This is a genomic window from Kitasatospora sp. DSM 101779 (assembly GCF_025655475.1).
In the GTDB taxonomy this organism is placed as follows: Bacteria; Actinomycetota; Actinomycetes; order Streptomycetales; family Streptomycetaceae; genus Kitasatospora.
This window is the reverse complement of sequence record NZ_JAHTIK010000001.1, coordinates 3,317,056-3,333,325: the sequence shown is the minus strand read 5'-3', so window position 1 is coordinate 3,333,325 and position 16,270 is coordinate 3,317,056. Positions and strand designations below refer to the sequence as shown.

General features: G+C 73.6%; 13 protein-coding genes and 1 tRNA gene. 5 read left to right on the top strand and 9 right to left on the bottom strand.

Features of this window, described 5'->3' with window-relative positions:
- Positions 1-90: 90 nt before the first annotated feature.
- A complete protein-coding gene (locus KSNIM_RS15140) occupies positions 91-651 on the bottom strand; it encodes a PPA1309 family protein (RefSeq protein WP_263103737.1) in 561 nt (186 codons plus the stop codon).
- Between the two features lie 177 nt (positions 652-828).
- Here KSNIM_RS15140 and KSNIM_RS15135 point away from each other — a divergent pair, with 177 nt between their 5' ends.
- The 3 genes from KSNIM_RS15135 (at position 829) to KSNIM_RS15125 (ending at position 6,177) form a co-directional block, all read left to right on the top strand.
- Positions 829-3,738, top strand: coding sequence for a UPF0182 family protein (locus tag KSNIM_RS15135; protein WP_263107969.1), 2,910 nt, complete (start codon positions 829-831; stop codon positions 3,736-3,738).
- Positions 3,739-3,795: 57 nt separating this feature from the next.
- Positions 3,796-3,869 (top strand) — tRNA-Met (locus tag KSNIM_RS15130).
- 382 nt (positions 3,870-4,251) lie between these two features.
- A complete protein-coding gene (locus tag KSNIM_RS15125) occupies positions 4,252-6,177 on the top strand; it encodes a tetratricopeptide repeat protein (RefSeq protein ID WP_263103736.1) in 1,926 nt (641 codons plus the stop codon).
- Between the two features lie 14 nt (positions 6,178-6,191).
- On the opposite strand, the gene KSNIM_RS15120 is transcribed toward KSNIM_RS15125, so the two are convergent.
- Positions 6,192-6,608, bottom strand: a complete 417-nt coding sequence (locus KSNIM_RS15120) for a Fur family transcriptional regulator (RefSeq protein ID WP_263103735.1) — start codon at positions 6,606-6,608, stop codon at positions 6,192-6,194.
- A gap of 104 nt (positions 6,609-6,712) precedes the next feature.
- Here KSNIM_RS15120 and KSNIM_RS15115 point away from each other — a divergent pair, with 104 nt between their 5' ends.
- A complete protein-coding gene (locus KSNIM_RS15115; RefSeq protein ID WP_263103734.1) occupies positions 6,713-8,191 on the top strand; it encodes a catalase in 1,479 nt (492 codons plus the stop codon).
- Positions 8,192-8,264: 73 nt separating this feature from the next.
- On the opposite strand, the gene KSNIM_RS15110 is transcribed toward KSNIM_RS15115, so the two are convergent.
- From KSNIM_RS15110 to KSNIM_RS15080, 7 genes are all read right to left on the bottom strand, one after another.
- Positions 8,265-8,606 (bottom strand): DUF742 domain-containing protein, encoded by a 342-nt coding sequence (locus tag KSNIM_RS15110; RefSeq protein WP_263103733.1) that lies wholly within the window; start codon positions 8,604-8,606, stop codon positions 8,265-8,267.
- Complete coding sequence (locus KSNIM_RS15105) at positions 8,603-10,492, bottom strand: nitrate- and nitrite sensing domain-containing protein (RefSeq protein ID WP_263103732.1); 1,890 nt, start codon at positions 10,490-10,492, stop codon at positions 8,603-8,605. Before KSNIM_RS15105 ends, KSNIM_RS15110 begins: the two co-directional genes overlap by 4 nt.
- A gap of 272 nt (positions 10,493-10,764) precedes the next feature.
- Positions 10,765-11,562 (bottom strand): histidinol-phosphatase, encoded by a 798-nt coding sequence (gene hisN / locus KSNIM_RS15100; protein WP_263103731.1) that lies wholly within the window; start codon positions 11,560-11,562, stop codon positions 10,765-10,767.
- Positions 11,563-11,633: 71 nt separating this feature from the next.
- Positions 11,634-11,957: a DMT family transporter gene (locus KSNIM_RS15095; RefSeq protein ID WP_263103730.1), complete on the bottom strand. Its 324-nt coding sequence runs from the start codon at positions 11,955-11,957 to the stop codon at positions 11,634-11,636.
- Between the two features lie 114 nt (positions 11,958-12,071).
- Entirely contained in the window at positions 12,072-13,127 is a 1,056-nt protein-coding gene (rsgA, locus tag KSNIM_RS15090; RefSeq protein WP_263103729.1) for a ribosome small subunit-dependent GTPase A, read from the bottom strand.
- Between the two features lie 15 nt (positions 13,128-13,142).
- Positions 13,143-14,462: a 3-phosphoshikimate 1-carboxyvinyltransferase gene (gene aroA, locus KSNIM_RS15085; protein WP_263103728.1), complete on the bottom strand. Its 1,320-nt coding sequence runs from the start codon at positions 14,460-14,462 to the stop codon at positions 13,143-13,145.
- A gap of 127 nt (positions 14,463-14,589) precedes the next feature.
- Entirely contained in the window at positions 14,590-15,300 is a 711-nt protein-coding gene (locus KSNIM_RS15080) for a M50 family metallopeptidase (RefSeq protein WP_263103727.1), read from the bottom strand.
- A gap of 191 nt (positions 15,301-15,491) precedes the next feature.
- Here KSNIM_RS15080 and KSNIM_RS15075 point away from each other — a divergent pair, with 191 nt between their 5' ends.
- Positions 15,492-16,241, top strand: a complete 750-nt coding sequence (locus KSNIM_RS15075; protein WP_263103726.1) for an SOS response-associated peptidase — start codon at positions 15,492-15,494, stop codon at positions 16,239-16,241.
- Positions 16,242-16,270 lie beyond the last annotated feature (29 nt).

The window sequence follows — 16,270 nt, the reverse complement described above, 5'->3', positions numbered from 1 at the left end:
CGGGGCACAGCGAGCCGGCGCGCAAAGCCGCAGGAGCGCAACGCGCAGGAGCGGGCCGGGGCGCCCCGTGGGGGCCCCGGCCGGCCCGGTTCAGGAGAAGGTGGCCAGCAGGGCCTCGGTGAGCCCCGGCACCAGGTCGGGGCCGGTCAGCACCTCGCGGGCGACGTCCTTCTCGCGCAGCCGCAGGGCGATCTCCCGGGAGCCGTCGCGCAGCACGGCGGCGGTGATCCGGACCTCCTGCCGCTGCGGGTGGTTCGCCACCCAGTCGGCGAGCTCCTTCTCGGTGGCGTTCTTCGGGCGGGACTGCTCGGCACCCGGGGGAAGCATCAGCCGCTCGACGACCAGCGCACAGCCGGCCACCTGGTCCGGCCAGGCGATGGTGCCGAGGAACTTGTCCAGCTCGGCGCCGGCCGGCAGCTCCTCCTGCTCGACCGGGGTCAGCCCGGTGGCCTCGTCGTCGGCCAGGCCGAGCTGGCGGGCCAGCTTCGGGTCGGCCTTGCGCAGCGCGGCGGTGTCGACCAGCGCGAACAGCCGGGCCGGGAGGTCCCAGCCGAGGGTGGCCGCGTACTCGTCGATCTCCAGGGCGGCGCGGGTCAGCGGGGACGCGGCCGGCGGCAGGCCGTCGGCGGGCGTGAGGGGTGCATCGGACATGCCCCAATCCTCACATGCCCGCGGTGCCCGGAGGCCTTGCCGGGCCCGGTAACGGTCGGGTCTCGGGAGAGCGGGCGGGCGGCCCGGCGGGAACTCAGGTGAAGACGGTCTAAGTTGCACTGAGGACCGATCCGACCACCTTCACGACACAGCAGAGGTGCCACCTTGGTTTTCCAGATGCCGGACCGCCCGGAGCCGGGCTTCCGTGCCAGAGTCGGCCCGCCCTCGCGGCGCACCAGGGTCCTGCTGCTGACGGCGGGCGTGCTCGCCGTGCTGTTCATGCTGTTCGCGCTGGTGTCCGGATTCTGGACGGACTGGCTGTGGTTCAAATCGGTCGACTACGCCACGGTCTTCACCACCCAGCTGTGGACGAAGGCCGGGCTGTTCGCCGTCTTCGGCCTGCTGATGGCCGTGGTGGTCGGCCTCAACGTCTGGCTGGCCCACCGGCTGCGGCCGCCGCTGGCCGCGATGTCGGTCGAGCAGCAGAGCCTGGACCGCTACCGGATGGGCGTGGCCCCGTACAAGAAGTGGCTGCTGGTCGCGGTCGCGCTGCTGGTCGGCCTGGTCGCCGGCGCCGCGGCCTCCGGGCAGTGGCGCACCTGGCTGCTGTGGACCAACCGGACGCCGTTCGGGGTGAAGGACCCCCAGTTCCACCGGGACGTCGCCTTCTACGCCTTCGACCTGCCCTGGTACGAGTTCATCCTGGGCTTCGCGTTCAGCGCGGTGATCGTCTCGCTGATGGCCTCCGTGCTGGTGCACTACCTCTACGGCGGCCTCCGCCTGCAGGGTCCGGGCCGCCGCGCCAGCCGCGGTGCGCAGGGCCACCTCGCGGTGCTGCTCGGTGTGTTCGTCCTGCTGAAGGCCGTCGCCTACTGGCTGGACCGGTACGGCCTGGCGGTCAAGTCCGGTGCCTACAAGGGCGTGGACGGCTGGACGGGCCTGCGCTACGTGGACGCCAACGCCTTCCTGCCGGCCAAGACGATCCTGTTCTTCGTCGCCGTCATCTGCGCGCTGCTCTTCTTCCTGACGCCGATCCGCCGCACCTGGGCGCCGGCGCTGATCGGCTTCGGTCTGATGGCGCTCTCCGCGGTGCTGATCGGCGGGGTGTACCCGGCGATAGTGCAGCAGTTCCAGGTCAAGCCGAACGAGCAGGCCAAGGAGACGCCGTACATCCAGAAGAACATCGACGCGACCCGCAAGGCGTACGGCATCGCGGGCGCCGAGACCCAGCAGTACGACCCGAAGGAGGGCACCAAGGCCGGTGCCCCGGCGCCGGACGCGCAGACGGTTGCGGACATCCGCCTGCTGGACCCGAACGTGGTCGCGCCGACGTTCCAGCAGAACGAGGCGCTGCGCAAGTACTACGCCTTCCCGCGGACGCTGGACGTCGACCGGTACGGCAACCAGGACACGGTGCTCGGTGTCCGCGAGCTCGACCTCGCGGGCGTCCAGCAGCGGAACTGGATCAACGACCACTTCAAGTACACCCACGGCTACGGCGTCGTCGCCGCCAAGGGCAACCAGGTCGACGGCAACGGCAACCCGGTCTACACCCAGTCCGGCCTGCCGACCGACGGCACCTTCGGCGACTACCGCCAGCGGGTGTACTACGGCGAGAAGACCCGGACGTACTCCATCGTCGGCGGCAGCAACCAGGAGATCGACTACACCTCCGAGAGCGGCGCCGACCAGACCTTCACCTACGACGGCGGCAGCGGCGTCTCGCTGGACAACCCGCTGACCCGGGCCGCGTACGCGATGAAGTTCTCCGAGCCGCAGATCCTGTACTCGGGGGCGATCACCGACGGCGCCCGGGTGATCTACGACCGCACGCCCAAGGAGCGGGTGGAGAAGGTCGCGCCGTGGCTGTCGATCGACGCCGACCCGTACCCCGTGGTGCAGGACGGCAAGCTGGTCTGGGTGCTGGACGGCTACACCACCTCGGACGGCTACCCGTTCTCCTCCAAGACCACCCTGGGCGAGTCGACCAAGGACTCGCTGACCGACCAGCGCGGCCGCACCCTGACCGCCGTCAACACGGTCAACTACATCCGCAACTCGGTGAAGGCCACGGTCGACGCGTACACCGGCGAGGTGACGCTGTACCAGTGGGACGAGAGCGACCCGGTGCTGAAGACCTGGATGAAGGCCTTCCCCGGCACGGTCAAGGCCCGCTCGGCGATCCCGGCCGCGCTGATGCCGCACCTGCGCTACCCGCAGGACCTGTTCAAGGTGCAGCGCGATCTGCTCGGCCAGTACCACATGACCGACGCCGACGCGTTCTTCAACGGCACGGACATCTGGCAGGTGCCGCTCGACCCCACCACCAACACCGGTGAGGTCCAGCCGCCGTACTACCTGACGCTGAAGATGCCCGGCGCCCCCTCGGCGAGCTTCTCGCTCTCCAGCAGCTTCGTGCCGAGCGGCCGCGACAACCTGGCGGCGTTCATGGCGGTCAGCGCGGACCCGGGGCCGGAGTACGGCAAGATCCGGGTGCTCAAGGTGCCGGCCGGATCGGGTGCGCTCGGGCCCAAGCTGACCCAGGCGAAGTTCAACTCCGAGAAGGCGGTGGCCAACCAGCTCACCCTGCTGAAGACCGGCAGCGACTCGGACATCGAGTACGGCAACCTGCTGACCCTGCCGGTCGGCGGCGGCCTGCTCAACATCGAGCCGGTCTACCTGCTCGGCCGCGGCGCCAAGGCGCCGGTGCTGCAGAAGGTGCTGGCGGTCTACGGCGACAAGGTGGCCCTGGAGGACAACCTGGCCAAGGCGCTCGCCGCCGTGCTGCCCGGCGCGTCCGGCAGCGCGACGGCCACTCCGACCGCCCCCGCCACTCCGACCACGCCCGCTCCCACCACACCCGGCACGGGTGCCGGCCAGGACCTGCAGAAGGCACTGCAGGACGCCCAGAAGGCCTTCACCGACGGTCAGACCGCGCTGAAGAACGGCGACTGGGCGGCGTACGGGCAGGCGCAGAAGGCGCTCCAGGACGCGCTGGACCGGGCCGCCAAGGCGCAGCCGGGCAGCGGATCGGCGACCCCGGCGCCGTCCGCCTCGCCGTCGCCCTCGGCCTCGGCGACGCCCTGAGCTGCGAGAACCGATTTGTTGGTCCACCCCGCGTCCGTGCTATGGTTCTTTCACCGACGCGGGGTGGAGCAGCTCGGTAGCTCGCTGGGCTCATAACCCAGAGGTCGCAGGTTCAAATCCTGTCCCCGCTACTGAAGATCAGGGCCCGGAGGCCGCCAGAGCAATCTGGCGCTCCGGGCCCTGACGTTTTCCGATCAAGAGGGGGCGGGCTCCGGTAGTATCGAATCGGCCGCCCCGGTCCCGTTGTTGCTGCCGGGGTTTGTGCGGCCCGAGTGTCGGGAAATCGACAAAGCGCTGAAGCAAGTCCCGCAGGCTTCGGCCCGCTCCGCCCAGACGTGGTCCGGGGCAGGTGTACGCGGGTTCCGGGTGATGCGACGATGGACCACATGGGGGAAGCCGAACGGCTGTTGACTCCTTTTCGGACCGACACCCTTTCGGACCGGCAGGGGGCGGCGGCCGCCGACACGGCGCCCCCGGCGGATGCCGCAGCACTCTGGGGGAGCGGGAGTCGGCATGAAGCTGATCGGTAGGAACGACACGGGGGCGAGGTCCGTACCGGCCGCCGTGTCGGAGGCGCACGCCGTGGCCGACACCGACGCCTGGGCGCAGTCCGCCGAGGACACCCAGCAGGGCCTGCCGGCCCAGCGCAGCTACGGCCCCGAGAGCCTCGTCCGGATCTCCGCCCAGCAGCTCGTCGACGCCGTCGGCCGCTACCCGGCCGCGGACGACGACGAGCCCGCCGGCGAACCGGAGGACGCCGCCAGCTTCGAGACCGCCCTCGCCGCCCGCGAGCAGGCCGCCCTGGAGAGCCGCCACCGTTCCGCCGCGGACGCCGGCGACCCCGGCGCCGCCAGCCAGCTCGGCGCGATGCTGCTGCGCCGCGGCGACCTGGAGGACGCCGAACCGTATCTGCGCGCCGCGGCCGCGGCCGGGCTGCGCGCCGCCGCCAACAACCTCGGCGTGCTGCTGCACCAGCGAGGCCACCGCGCCGAGGCCGCCCAGTGGTGGCGGCAGGCCGCCGTCGCCGGTTCCGCGCCGGCCGCCCACGCGCTCGGCCTCCAGCTGCGCGACCAGGGCGAGGAGGAGGCCGCCGAGTACTGGCTGCACTTCGCCGCCGAGCACGGCCACCCCCTCGGGGCCTACGCCCTGGGTGATCTGATGGAGCATCGGCGCGACGTCCGCGCCGAGCGCTGGTTCAAGGTGTCCGCCGACGCCGGCCATCGCGAGGCCGCCTACCGCCTCGCCCGGATGCGCGAGGCGGCGGGCGACAAGGAGACCGCCGAGACCTGGTACCGCACCGCCGCCGCGCGCAGCCACGCCCGCGCCGCGCTGCGGCTCGGCGTGCTGCTGGAGGAGCGCCGCGAACTCGACGAGGCGGCCCGCTGGTACCGGCAGTCCGCGCAGAACGGCGAACCGCGGGCGGCCTGCGCCCTCGGCTTCCTGCTGCGCGACGCGGGCGACCTCGTGGCCGCCGCCGAGTGGTGGCAGGAGGCGGCCGAGGCCGGCGACGGCAACGCCGCCAACGCGCTCGGCGCGCTGCACGCCGGCCGCGGCGAGGCCGCCGAGGCGGAGCGCTGGTACCGCGCCGCCCTGGACGCCGGCGACCACAACGGCGCCTTCAACCTCGGCCTGCTCTGCGCCGGGACGGGCCGCGAGACCCAGGCCGAGCAGTGGTACCGCAAGGCCGCGTACGCCGGCCACCGGGAGGCCTGCAACGCGCTGGCCGTGGTGCTGCTGCAGCGCGGCGACGAGTCCGGCGCCGAGCCGTGGTTCTCCAAGGCCGCCGAGGCGGGCAGCGTCGACGGCGCCTTCAACCTCGGTGTGCTGCACGCCGGCCGCGGCGAACTCCCGCAGGCCCACGAGTGGTACGCCCGGGCCGCCGCCGAGGGGCACGGCGAGGCCGCCCTGCAGCTCGCCGTCGTCCACGAGCAGCGCGGCAACGCCGCCGGGGCGCTGGAGCGCTACCGGCAGGCCGCGACCGGCGGCTCCGCCGAGGGCGCCTTCCGGCTGGCCGCGGTGCTGGAGCGGCGCGGCGACGCGGACGTCGAGGTCGAGCACTGGTACACGGTGGCGGCCGAGGCCGACCACCGCAGGGCCCAGGTGCGGATGGGCGTGCGCGCCGCCGAGCGCGGCGAGCTGCAGACCGCCGAGCACTGGTACCGGCGCGCCGCCGAGGCCGGCAGCCGCAGCGCCGCGTTCAACCTCGGCCTGCTGCTGGCCCGCCACGACGGCGAGAGCGAGGCCGTGCTCTGGTACACCCGGGCCGCCGACGCGGGGCACGGGCGGGCGGCGCTGCGCCTGGCGCTGCTGGCGCTGCGCCGCGGCGAGCCGGTGCAGGCGGAGAACTGGTGCCGGCGGGCCGCGGAGTCCGGCCCGGCCGAGGTGGCGGAGCGGGCGGCGAGGCTGCTCGGTGCGCTGAGCGCCGAGCTGAGCGCGTAGGGCGCGCAGCGGGGTCAGGTGGGCGAACAGTCCGGACAGAGCCCGCGGTAGGTGATCTCGGCGCCGGTCACGGTGAAGCCGAAGCGCTCCGTGGAGGGGAGGGCGGCCATCGGGTCGCCCTCCGGACGGACGTCGCGCACGGTGCCGCAGCCGGAACAGACCAGGTGCTGATGGGCCTGGTGCGCGTTGGGGTCGTACCGCTTGGCGCGGCCGTCGGTGGAGACCTCCAGGATCTCGCCGAGCGAGACCAGTTCGCCGAGCGTGTTGTACACGGTGGCCCTGGAGATCTCCGGGAGTCTCGCCACGGCACGGGCGTGCACCTCGTCCGCGGTGAGGTGGACGTGGTCGCCTTCGAGGACCTCCGCCACCGCCCGGCGCTGCGAGGTCAGTCGCCAGCCGCGTCCACGAAGCCGTTCCAGCAGGTCGCTCATGAATCCACAGTAAGGCACGTTCTTGATTTGGTTCTAGTGTTGACTTGGACTAGGTCCAAGTTAGGATCAGCTCCGATACGACCGGACGACCGAAGGACCTCCCCATGACCACCCAGGACGAGCTGCGGCCCACCCTCACCACGGAGTCCGGTGCTCCGGTGGCCGACAACCAGAACACCGAGACGGCCGGCATCGGCGGCCCGGCGCTCCTCCAGGACCAGCTGCTGTTCGAGAAGCTCGCCCACTTCAACCGCGAGCGCATCCCGGAGCGCGTGGTGCACGCCCGCGGCGCCGGCGCCTACGGCACCTTCACCGTCACCGCCGACGTCACGCCCTGGACCCGGGCGGCGTTCCTCTCCGAGGTCGGCAAGCAGACCGAGACCTTCCTCCGCTTCTCCACGGTGGCCGGCAACCTCGGCGCGGCCGACGCGGTGCGCGACCCGCGCGGCTTCGCGCTGAAGTTCTACACCGAGGAGGGCAACTACGACCTGGTCGGCAACAACACCCCGGTCTTCTTCATCAAGGACGCCATCAAGTTCCCGGACTTCATCCACACCCAGAAGCGGGACCCGTACAGCGGCTCGCAGGAGGCGGACAACGTCTGGGACTTCTGGGGCCTGTCGCCCGAGTCCACCCACCAGGTCACCTGGCTCTTCGGCGACCGCGGCATCCCGGCCACCTACCGCCACCTCAACGGCTACGGCTCGCACACCTACCAGTGGCAGAACGAGGCCGGCGAGCATTTCTGGGTGAAGTACCACTTCAAGACCGACCAGGGCATCGAGAACCTCACCCAGGCCGAGGCCAACGCCCTCGCCGGCGAGGACCCCGACAGCCACCAGCGCGACCTGCGCGAGGCCATCGAGCGCGGCGAGTTCCCGACCTGGACGGTCCAGGTGCAGATCATGCCCGCCGCCGACGCCGCGACCTACCGCTTCAACCCGTTCGACCTGACCAAGGTCTGGCCGCACGAGGACTACCCGCCGATCGAGATCGGCACGCTGGAGCTCAACCGCAACCCCGACAACATCTTCGCCGAGGTCGAGCAGTCGATCTTCTCCCCGGCCCACTTCGTGCCCGGCATCGGCCCCTCCCCGGACAAGATGCTGCAGGGCCGCCTCTTCGCGTACGCGGACGCCCACCGCTACCGCGTTGGCATCAACGCCGACCACCTGCCGGTCAACCGCCCGCACGCCACCGAGGCCCGCACCAACAGCCGCGACGGACACCTCTACGACGGCCGCCACGGCCGGCAGAAGAACTACGAGCCGAACAGCTTCGGCGGTCCCGTCCAGACCGGCCGCCCGCTCTGGTCCGCCGTCCCGGTCAGCGGCCCCACCGGCAACCACGAGGCGCCCTCGCACGCCGAGGACGACGACTTCGTGCAGGCCGGCAACCTCTACCGGCTGATGGACGACGGCGAGAAGCAGCGCCTGATCGAGAACCTCTCCGGCTTCATCGCCAAGGTCTCGGCCGACCGCGACGACATCGTCGAGCGTGCGATCGAGAACTTCCGCAGGGCCGACGCCGACTACGGCCGCCGCCTGGAGAACGCCGTCCGCGAGCTGCGCAAGCAGAAGTGACGGCCTGAGACCGCGGGCCCCGGGAACGCCACGGCGCACCCGGGGCCCGCGAACCACGCCCGGCCCCGGAGCCCTAGAGCCGCAGCAGGCCGTCCCGGATCCGCTCCAGCAGGGCCACCGAGACGTCCTCCGCCGCCCGCTCGTGAACCCGCACGTACCGCTCCGCCGCCAGGTCGGCGACCAGCACCCGGGCTACCCCCAGCGGCACCGCCAGCAGTGCAGCCAGCTCCGCCACCGACCGCGGGTACTGGCACAGCTCCACGATCCGGTGCCGCTCGAATCCCAGCGGCGCCGCCAGCGCCGCCGGCTGCGCCGTCACCAGGGTCTCCACCCGCAGCTCGTCCCGGACCGGCTGCGTCCGGCCCGCGGTGATCACGAACGGGCGGACCACCTCGCCCGCGTCGAACCCGGTCATCCCGCCACCCCGACCGCCGGTACCTGCCGCACCCCGTCCGCCAGCAGCGCCGGCGGCAGCGCCACCGTCGCGGTCACCCCGTGCACCGGCGCCGGGGCGAGGCGCACCACCGCGCCCAGGCGCTCCGCCAGCCGGCCCACCACGTAGAGGCCGAGCTGGCCGCCGCCGTCCACCAGGAAGCTCTCCCGGGCCGCCAGCCGGGCGTTCGCCCGGTCCAGTGCCGACTCGTCCAGGCCCGGCCCGCGGTCCATCACCACGATGAGGCAGCCGTCCACGCCGAGCCGCGCGAACACCTCCACATCGGCGTCCTGCGGCGAGGCGGCCAGGGCGTTCTCGATCAGCTCGGCCAGCAGGTGCGCCACCTCCGCGACCGCGCCGCCGTCCACCAGGACCCCGTCCACCTGGCGCAGCACGACCCGGCGGTAGTCCTCCACCTCGCCCAGCGCCGAGCGGACCACGTCACCCAGGGCCACCGGCTGCGGCCAGCGGCGCGGACTCGCCTCGCCGACCAGCACCAGCAGGCTCTCCGCGTTGCGGCGCATCCGGGTCGCCAGGTGGTCCAGCTCGAACAGGCTCGCCAGCGCCGCCGGGTCCTGCTCACCCCGCTCCAGTGCCGACAGCAGACCGAGCTGACGCATCACCAGCGACTGGTTCCGGCGCCCCAGACCGGCCAGTGACTGCGCGGTGTTGCGGCGCAGGACCGACTGCTCGACGGCCAGCCGGACGGCCGTCCCCGCCACCCGGTCCAGCGCCGCACCCAGCACCTCCAGCTCCGCGGTGCCCGCCGCCGCGGCCGACCCCGGCGTGGCCGCCCTGTCGCCCGCCTGGGCCCGCTCCACCGCCTCCGGCAGCACCCGGTCGGCCAGCTCCTCCGCCTCCACGGCGAGCGCCGCCACCGGCCGGGTGATCGACCGGGTCGCCAGCAGGCCGAGCAGGACCGCGCCGACGGCCGCGGCGAGCGCAAGCCCGGCGTCCACCAGCAGGGCCCGCAGCGCCTGCGAGCGCAGCTCCCCGGCCCGCGCGGAGCTGTCGCCGGCCGCCTGGGACTGCACCACGTACAGGCCGTCGACCAGCTCCGTCGCCGCCTGCCACCAGGCGTCCGCGCGGACCGGCAGCCGGGTGGCCGCCCAGCCGTCCAGGGCCTGCTGCTCCATGCCGGCGGCGGCCACCGCGGCGGGGCCGCGCAGCGCGGCGTCCAGGGCGGCGGTCCGCTCGGGCAGGGCGGTGCGCGGCACCTCGGCGAGCGCCGCGCCCCGGTCGGCGGTGATCCGCACGAATGCCGGGTAGTCGCCGCCCCGGAACGAGCCGGCCGCGAGCACGCCGCTCAGCGTGCCGCGCTCCAGCGCCGCCGCCTCGGTGGCCCGGCTCAGCGCCTCCAGGGTGGCGAGCGCATCGGCCAGCCGCCGGTCGCCGGTGGTGTCCCGGTCGGCGAGGGCCGCCGCGTTCAGCGCGGTGACCGCAGCCGTGTAGAACCTCAGTGCCTCCGCCCGGTCGGCGGCGCCGGTGTCGGCCCGGCCGCGCAGCCCGGCCAGGGTGCTCAGCCCGCCGAGCGCCGTACGCACCCGTTCCGCGCCGGGCGGATCGGCGGCCAGCCGTCGGTCGAGTGCCCGCCGGGCCGTGTCGGCGGCCTCCCGCTGCGGACCGAGCCTGGCCCGGAACGACTCCTCACCGCCGAGCAGGCCCGCGGTCAGGCCCCGCTCGCGCTGGAGCTGATGGACGAACTCCTCGGTGGCGACCACCAGGGCCACCCGGTCGCCCGTCCGGGCGGCGTCGGCGAACCGCCCGGCCTGCGCGGCCGTGCCGACTGCGCCGAGGAGCACCAGGGCGCCGGTCGGAAGGGCCAGCAGCAGGGCGAGCCGGTGGCGGATGCTGCGGAGCTTGTGCACGTGGGGAGTCCCCCTCGGCAGTGGCCCGGCGGGGTGGGGCGCACGGGGAACGGAGGCGCGGTACCGGGTACCGGCCGTTGGCCCGACGAGCCTAGGGGCCTGCTGTTGCAAGGGAGTTGCCGCGCCCTCAGCGCCGTCCGGAACGCGCTGCGGGTGGCCGGCAACCTCGCCGACCACCCGCCGAAACACACCCGCCGAAACACGCCCGCCGAAACACGCCCGCCGAAACACGCCCGCCGGACGGGCCCGTCAGCCGTTCACACGCTCGGCCTTCAGACGCTCAGCCGGCGCAGCGTCTCCGCGTGCAGCAGTCCGTTGGTGGCCACCGCGTCGGCGCCGTTCGGGCCGTCCACCCCGTCCAGGCCGGTGAACCGGCCGCCCGCCTCCTGCACCACAATGCACGGCGCGGCCATGTCCCACAGGCTCAGCTCCGGCTCCGCCGCGATGTCCGCCGCCCCCTCGGCGACCATCATGTACGACCAGAAGTCGCCGTACGCCCGGGTGCGCCAGCAGGCCCGGGTGAGGTCCAGGAACGGGTCGAGGCGGCCGCGCTCCTCCCAGCCGGTCAGCGAGGAGTACGAGAAGGAGGCGTCCTCGACCCGGGACACCTCGGAGACGTGGATCCGGGTCGCCTTGGCGAGGCTGCGCCCGGCGTACGCGCCGAGGTTGCGCGCCGCCCACCAGCGGCGGTTCAGCGCCGGCGCGGAGACGATGCCCACCACCGGCTGCATCTCGCCGTCGATGCCCTCCTCCAGTAGGGCCACCAGGGTCGCCCAGACCGGCACGCCGCGGACGTAGTTCTTGGTGCCGTCGATCGGGTCGATCACCCAGCGGCGCGGGCCCGACCCCTGCAGGCCGTACTCCTCGCCCATCACCGCGTCGCGCGGGCGGGCCCGCTGCAGCACGCTGCGGACCAGCTCCTCCGCCGCCTTGTCGGCGTCGCTGACCGGGGTGAGGTCGGGCTTGGTCTCGACCTTGAGGTCCAGCGCCTTGAAGCGCTCCAGGGTGATCGAGTCGGCCGAGTCGGCGAGGACGTGGGCGAGTCGGAGGTCGTCGTGGTAATCGGCCATGCCCGCACCCTAGCGACCCGGGGCCCTTTCGGTCAGCGCGGCTCGCACAGCGGACCGAACCAGCGTGCGGATCAGTGTCCGGAGCCGCTCAGCTGGAGGCCCACCACGCCGGCGATCACCAGGGTGATCGACACCAGTTTCAGCACGCTGCTGGACTCCTCCAGGAAGACCATCCCGTACACCGCGGTGCCGGCCGCGCCGATCCCCGTCCAGACCGCGTACGCCGAACCGACCGGCAGCGACTTGAGGGAGAGCGTCAGCAGGCCGAAGCTGCCCAGCGCGAACGCGCAGAAGCTGATGGTGGGCCAGAGCCGGGTGAAGCCGTGGCTCAGTTTGAGGTTGATCGCGAAGCCGGTCTCCAGCAGACCGGCGAGGATCACCATGGCCCATGCCATCGGGCTGACTCCCTTGCCCCTCGGAGCATCCATGCGAGCGTGTCCCACGCTCCTAGGATCACCGGCCGGGCGCCGTCCGACACCTCGGACGGCCCGGAGTCCCCGCAGTGGCGGTCAGTCGCCCTCGCGCGTCTCGCGGCTCGCGAGCAGTCGGCGCAGCGAGTACAGCCGCGCGGGCTCGGCGTGCCCGTCCGCCACCCAGGCGTCCAGGGCGCAGTCCTGCTCGTCGTGGCTGCAGGCGCGCGGGCAGTCCGCCGTGCCCGGTTCGAGGTCCGGGAAGGCGAGGATGACCCGGGACGGGTCGATGTGGGACAGGCCGAACGAGCGGAATCCCGGGGTGTCGATCACCCAGCCCGGGTCGAGAGCCTTCTTCGAGCCCGGCTTGGCCCCGGGCGGCGGCGGCAGCCGCAGCGCCAGCGCCGAGACGGTGGTGTGCCGTCCGCGGCCGGTTACCGCGTTGACCCGCCCGGTCGTCCGCTGCCGCTCCGGCACCAGCGCGTTCACCAGCGTGGTCTTGCCGACGCCGGAGTGCCCGATGAAGACGGTCGACCGCCCGCGCAGGTACTCGCGCACCGCCTCCGCGCCGGTCGTCTCCAGCTCGTCCCGCCGGGTCACCACGTAGGAGATGCCCAGCGGCGCGTACGACTCCAGCAGCGGCTCGGCCGGCGCCAGGTCGGACTTGGTGAGCACCAGCAGCGGCTCCATCCCGGCGTCGTACGCCGCCACCAGGCAGCGGTCGATCAACCGCGGCCGCGGCTCCGGGTTGGCCAGCGCGGTGACGATGGCCAGCTGCTCGGCGTTGGCGACCACGATCCGCTCGTACGGGTCGTCGTCGTCCGCGGTGCGCCGCAGCACCGAGGTGCGCTCGGAGACCCGGACGATCCGGGCCAGCGTGTCCGGCTCCCCGGACAGGTCGCCGACCAGGCTCACCGTGTCGCCGACGACGACGCCCTTGCGGCCCAGTTCGCGGGCCTTCATGGCGACGACCTCGCGCTCCTTCTTCGTGCCCGCGTCGACCAGGCAGGTCAGCCGCCCGCGGTCGACGGTGAGGATCATCGCCTCGGCGGCGTCCTCGTGCTTGGGCCGGATCCGGGTGCGGGGCCGGGAGCCCCGGCGGGCCGGGCGGTTGCGGATGTCGTCCTCGTCGGCGTCCTTGCCGTAGCGGCGCATGCTGCTCTGCCCCCGTCAGCCCTGGCCGAGGAGGTCGGCCCACATCTGCGGGAAGTCCGGCAGGGTCTTGGCGGTGGTCGCCACGTTCTCCACCCGGACGCCCTCCACCGCGAGACCGATCACCGCGGCGGCGGTCGCCAGCCGGTGGTCCTCGTAGGTGTGGAAGACACCGCCGTGCAGCGGACGCGGCCGGATCCGCAGACCGTCCTCCGTCTCCGAGACGTCGCCGCCCAGGTCGTTGATCTCCTTGGCGAGCGCGGCGAGCCGGTCGGTCTCGTGCATCCGCAGGTGGGCGATGCCGTACAGGTGGGACTCGGAGTCTGCGAGCGCGGCCACCGCGGCGATCACCGGGGTCAGCTCGCCCACGTCGTGCAGGTCGGCCTCGATGCCGTGGACCTTGCCGGTACCGGTGAACTCCAGGCCCTCGTCGGTGAACCGGCAGGCGCCGCCCATCTGGGTGTAGATGTCGCGCAGCTGGTCGCCCGGCTGGTAGGTGTGCTTCGGCCAGTCGCGGACGGTCACCCGGCCGCCGGTGACCAGCGCGGCGGCGAAGAACGGCGCCGCGTTCGAGAGGTCCGGCTCGACTACCAGGTCGCGGCCGATCAGCGCGCCGGGGGTGACCCGCCAGACGTCCTTCTCGCCGCCGTCCTCGGGCGCGTCCACCTGGCCGCCGGCCTTGCGGATCATGTCGACCGTCATCCGGATGTGCGGCAGCGAGGGCACCGTCTCGCCGATGTTCCGGATCTCCACGCCGTTGTTGTAGCGGGCGCCGGACAGCAGCAGGGCGGAGACGAACTGCGAGGACGAGGAGGCGTCCACGTCCACCGCGCCGCCGTCCACCGCGCCGGTGCCGTGCACCGTCAGCGGGAAGCCGCCGCGGCCGCCGTCGTCGATGCGCACGCCGAGGGCACGCAGCGCGTCGATCACGCCGTGCTGGGGGCGCTCGTAGCAGCGCGGGTCGCCGTCGAAGTGCACCGCGCCGTCGGCGAGCGCGGCGAGCGGGGGCAGGAAGCGCATGACCGTGCCGGCGTTGCCCACGTCCACCCGGGCCGGGCCGAGCAGCCGCGGTGCCGGGATGACCCGCCAGGCCTCGCCGCCGCCGGTGCCGCCGCTGGCCTCGTTGACCGTCTCCTCGACCGTCACGCCGAGCGCCCGCAGGCCGTCCGCCATCAGCTGGGAGTCGCGGCTGCGCAGCGGCCGGCGGACCCATCCGGGGCCGTCGGCGAGCGCGGCCAGCACCAGCGCGCGGTTGGTCGCCGACTTGGAGCCGGGGATGGTGACGGTCGCGTCCACGGCTGCGGTGGCGACGGGGGCGGGCCACAGGGCATCGGTCATGCGCCAAGTCTAGGGGGCCGCCCGGCGACGGCCCGGTGCCCGATCGCATGGCGGACGGGGGGTCTGCGGCGATTCGGTGGGGACGGTGTGCCCACCCGCCGTCAGCGGCGCGCCGGTGCCGCCGGGTTCAGTGCTTCCAGTGCAGCAGCCAGCTCGCCCCGCCCAGCAGGCAGGAGAGCGACACCACCAGGAACAGCGCCACCCACAGCACCGCGCTCACCCCGGTGAGCCGGGACAGCTGGTCCGCGTCCGAGTCCGGGGCCCCGCCGGAGCGCCGCTTGGCCTGCAGCTCGACCACCGGACGCACCCCGGCCAGCAGCAGGAACCACACGCCGAGGTAGGCGAAGGCGGCCTGCACCTGGGTGCCGCCGTACCAGGACACCACCAGGAAGAGCGCGCCGGTGAGCACCACCGCGAGCAGGCCGAAGGCGTTGCGGATCATCACCAGCATCCCGGCCAGCAGCAGGATGGAGATCCACAGCAGCGCGGTGATCCGGCCGTCGGCGAGCAGCGCGGCGCCGCCGAGGCCGAGCAGCGAGGGCGCCACGTAGCCGGCCGCCGCGGTGAGGATCATCCCGGGGCCGGTCGGGCGGCCGGAGGAGATGGTCAGGCCCGAGGTGTCGGAGTGCAGCCGGATCCCGGAGAGCCGCCGCCGGGTCAGCAGCGCCGCCACGCCGTGGCCGCCCTCGTGGGCGATGGTCACCACGGTGCGGCTGACCCGCCACACCGGCGCCGGCAGGATCGCCAGCAGGGCCAGCGCGGCGGTGGTGAGCACCAGCCAGCCCGGCGGCTCGGGCTGGACGCCCGCCACCCGCTGCCAGACGTCCGCGATCTCCATGCTCGTCCTGCCTCCCGTGTGCTGCCGGTCCGGCAGCCTCCCATGCGAGGACGCCGCGGCGGTAGCGGTCGGTTCGCTCCGGTTCGTCCCCGGCCGGTCCCGGGCCCCGTCGCCGGCCCCCTCCCGGGGCGCCCGTCCGGCTGCCGGAACCGGCCCCGGGCGGGACGCCCGGCGTGGCAGGCTTGGCCCCCATGTGCGGTCGTTTCGCCTCCAGCAGCAGGCCCGAGGACATCGTCGAGGTGTTCGGCGTCGAGCAGTGGGACCCGGCCGGGACGATCGCGCCCAGCTGGAACGTGGCCCCGACCTCGCCGGTCTACGCGGTGCTGGACCGCCCGCCGAAGGGGCAGCGCCGGCCGGTGCGGCAGCTGCGGGTGCTGCGCTGGGGCCTGATCCCGTCCTGGGCGAAGTCGCCGGAGACCGCGGTCAAGATGATCAACGCCCGGGCGGACACCGTGCACGAGAAGCCGGCCTACCGCCAGCCCTTCGCCTCCCGCCGCTGCCTGCTCCCGGTCGACGGCTACTACGAGTGGCAGACCGCCCCGGCCGGACCCGACCGGCCGCCGCGCCAGCCGTACTTCGTCTCCCGGGCGGACGGCCGCCCGCTCGCGCTGGCCGGCCTGTACGAGTTCTGGCGGGACCGCACCCTGCCCGCCGACCACCCGCAGGCCTGGCGGGTGACCTGCACCGTGGTCACCACCGAGGCCGAGCCGATGCTCGCCCCGATCCACGAGCGGATGCCGCTCTTCCTCGACCCCGGCTCCTTCGACGCCTGGCTCGACCCCGGCCTGGACGACCCGGACGCGTTGCGCGGCCTGCTGGTGCCGCCGGCGCCCGGCGCGCTCACGGTGCACCCGGTGGGCGCGGCGGTCGGCAGCATCCGCAACAACGGCCCCGAACTCGTCCGGGAGCTCACCGAGGACGACCGCACGACGCTCTTCTGACGGCGCCGGTCCGAGGGCGGCGGCCCGGC

What these genes read in the sequence shown, in the direction of transcription:
- KSNIM_RS15140 (WP_263103737.1), bottom strand. Translation starts at nt 651, where the DNA reads ATGTCCGATGCACCCCTCACGCCCGCCGACGGCCTGCCGCCGGCCGCG.
- KSNIM_RS15135 (WP_263107969.1), top strand. Translation starts at nt 829, where the DNA reads ATGCCGGACCGCCCGGAGCCGGGCTTCCGTGCCAGAGTCGGCCCGCCC.
- KSNIM_RS15125 (WP_263103736.1), top strand. Translation starts at nt 4,252, where the DNA reads ATGAAGCTGATCGGTAGGAACGACACGGGGGCGAGGTCCGTACCGGCC.
- KSNIM_RS15120 (WP_263103735.1), bottom strand. Translation starts at nt 6,608, where the DNA reads ATGAGCGACCTGCTGGAACGGCTTCGTGGACGCGGCTGGCGACTGACC.
- KSNIM_RS15115 (WP_263103734.1), top strand. Translation starts at nt 6,713, where the DNA reads ATGACCACCCAGGACGAGCTGCGGCCCACCCTCACCACGGAGTCCGGT.
- KSNIM_RS15110 (WP_263103733.1), bottom strand. Translation starts at nt 8,606, where the DNA reads ATGACCGGGTTCGACGCGGGCGAGGTGGTCCGCCCGTTCGTGATCACC.
- hisN (WP_263103731.1), bottom strand. Translation starts at nt 11,562, where the DNA reads ATGGCCGATTACCACGACGACCTCCGACTCGCCCACGTCCTCGCCGAC.
- KSNIM_RS15095 (WP_263103730.1), bottom strand. Translation starts at nt 11,957, where the DNA reads ATGGCATGGGCCATGGTGATCCTCGCCGGTCTGCTGGAGACCGGCTTC.
- rsgA (WP_263103729.1), bottom strand. Translation starts at nt 13,127, where the DNA reads ATGCGCCGCTACGGCAAGGACGCCGACGAGGACGACATCCGCAACCGC.
- aroA (WP_263103728.1), bottom strand. Translation starts at nt 14,462, where the DNA reads ATGACCGATGCCCTGTGGCCCGCCCCCGTCGCCACCGCAGCCGTGGAC.
- KSNIM_RS15080 (WP_263103727.1), bottom strand. Translation starts at nt 15,300, where the DNA reads ATGGAGATCGCGGACGTCTGGCAGCGGGTGGCGGGCGTCCAGCCCGAG.
- KSNIM_RS15075 (WP_263103726.1), top strand. Translation starts at nt 15,492, where the DNA reads ATGTGCGGTCGTTTCGCCTCCAGCAGCAGGCCCGAGGACATCGTCGAG.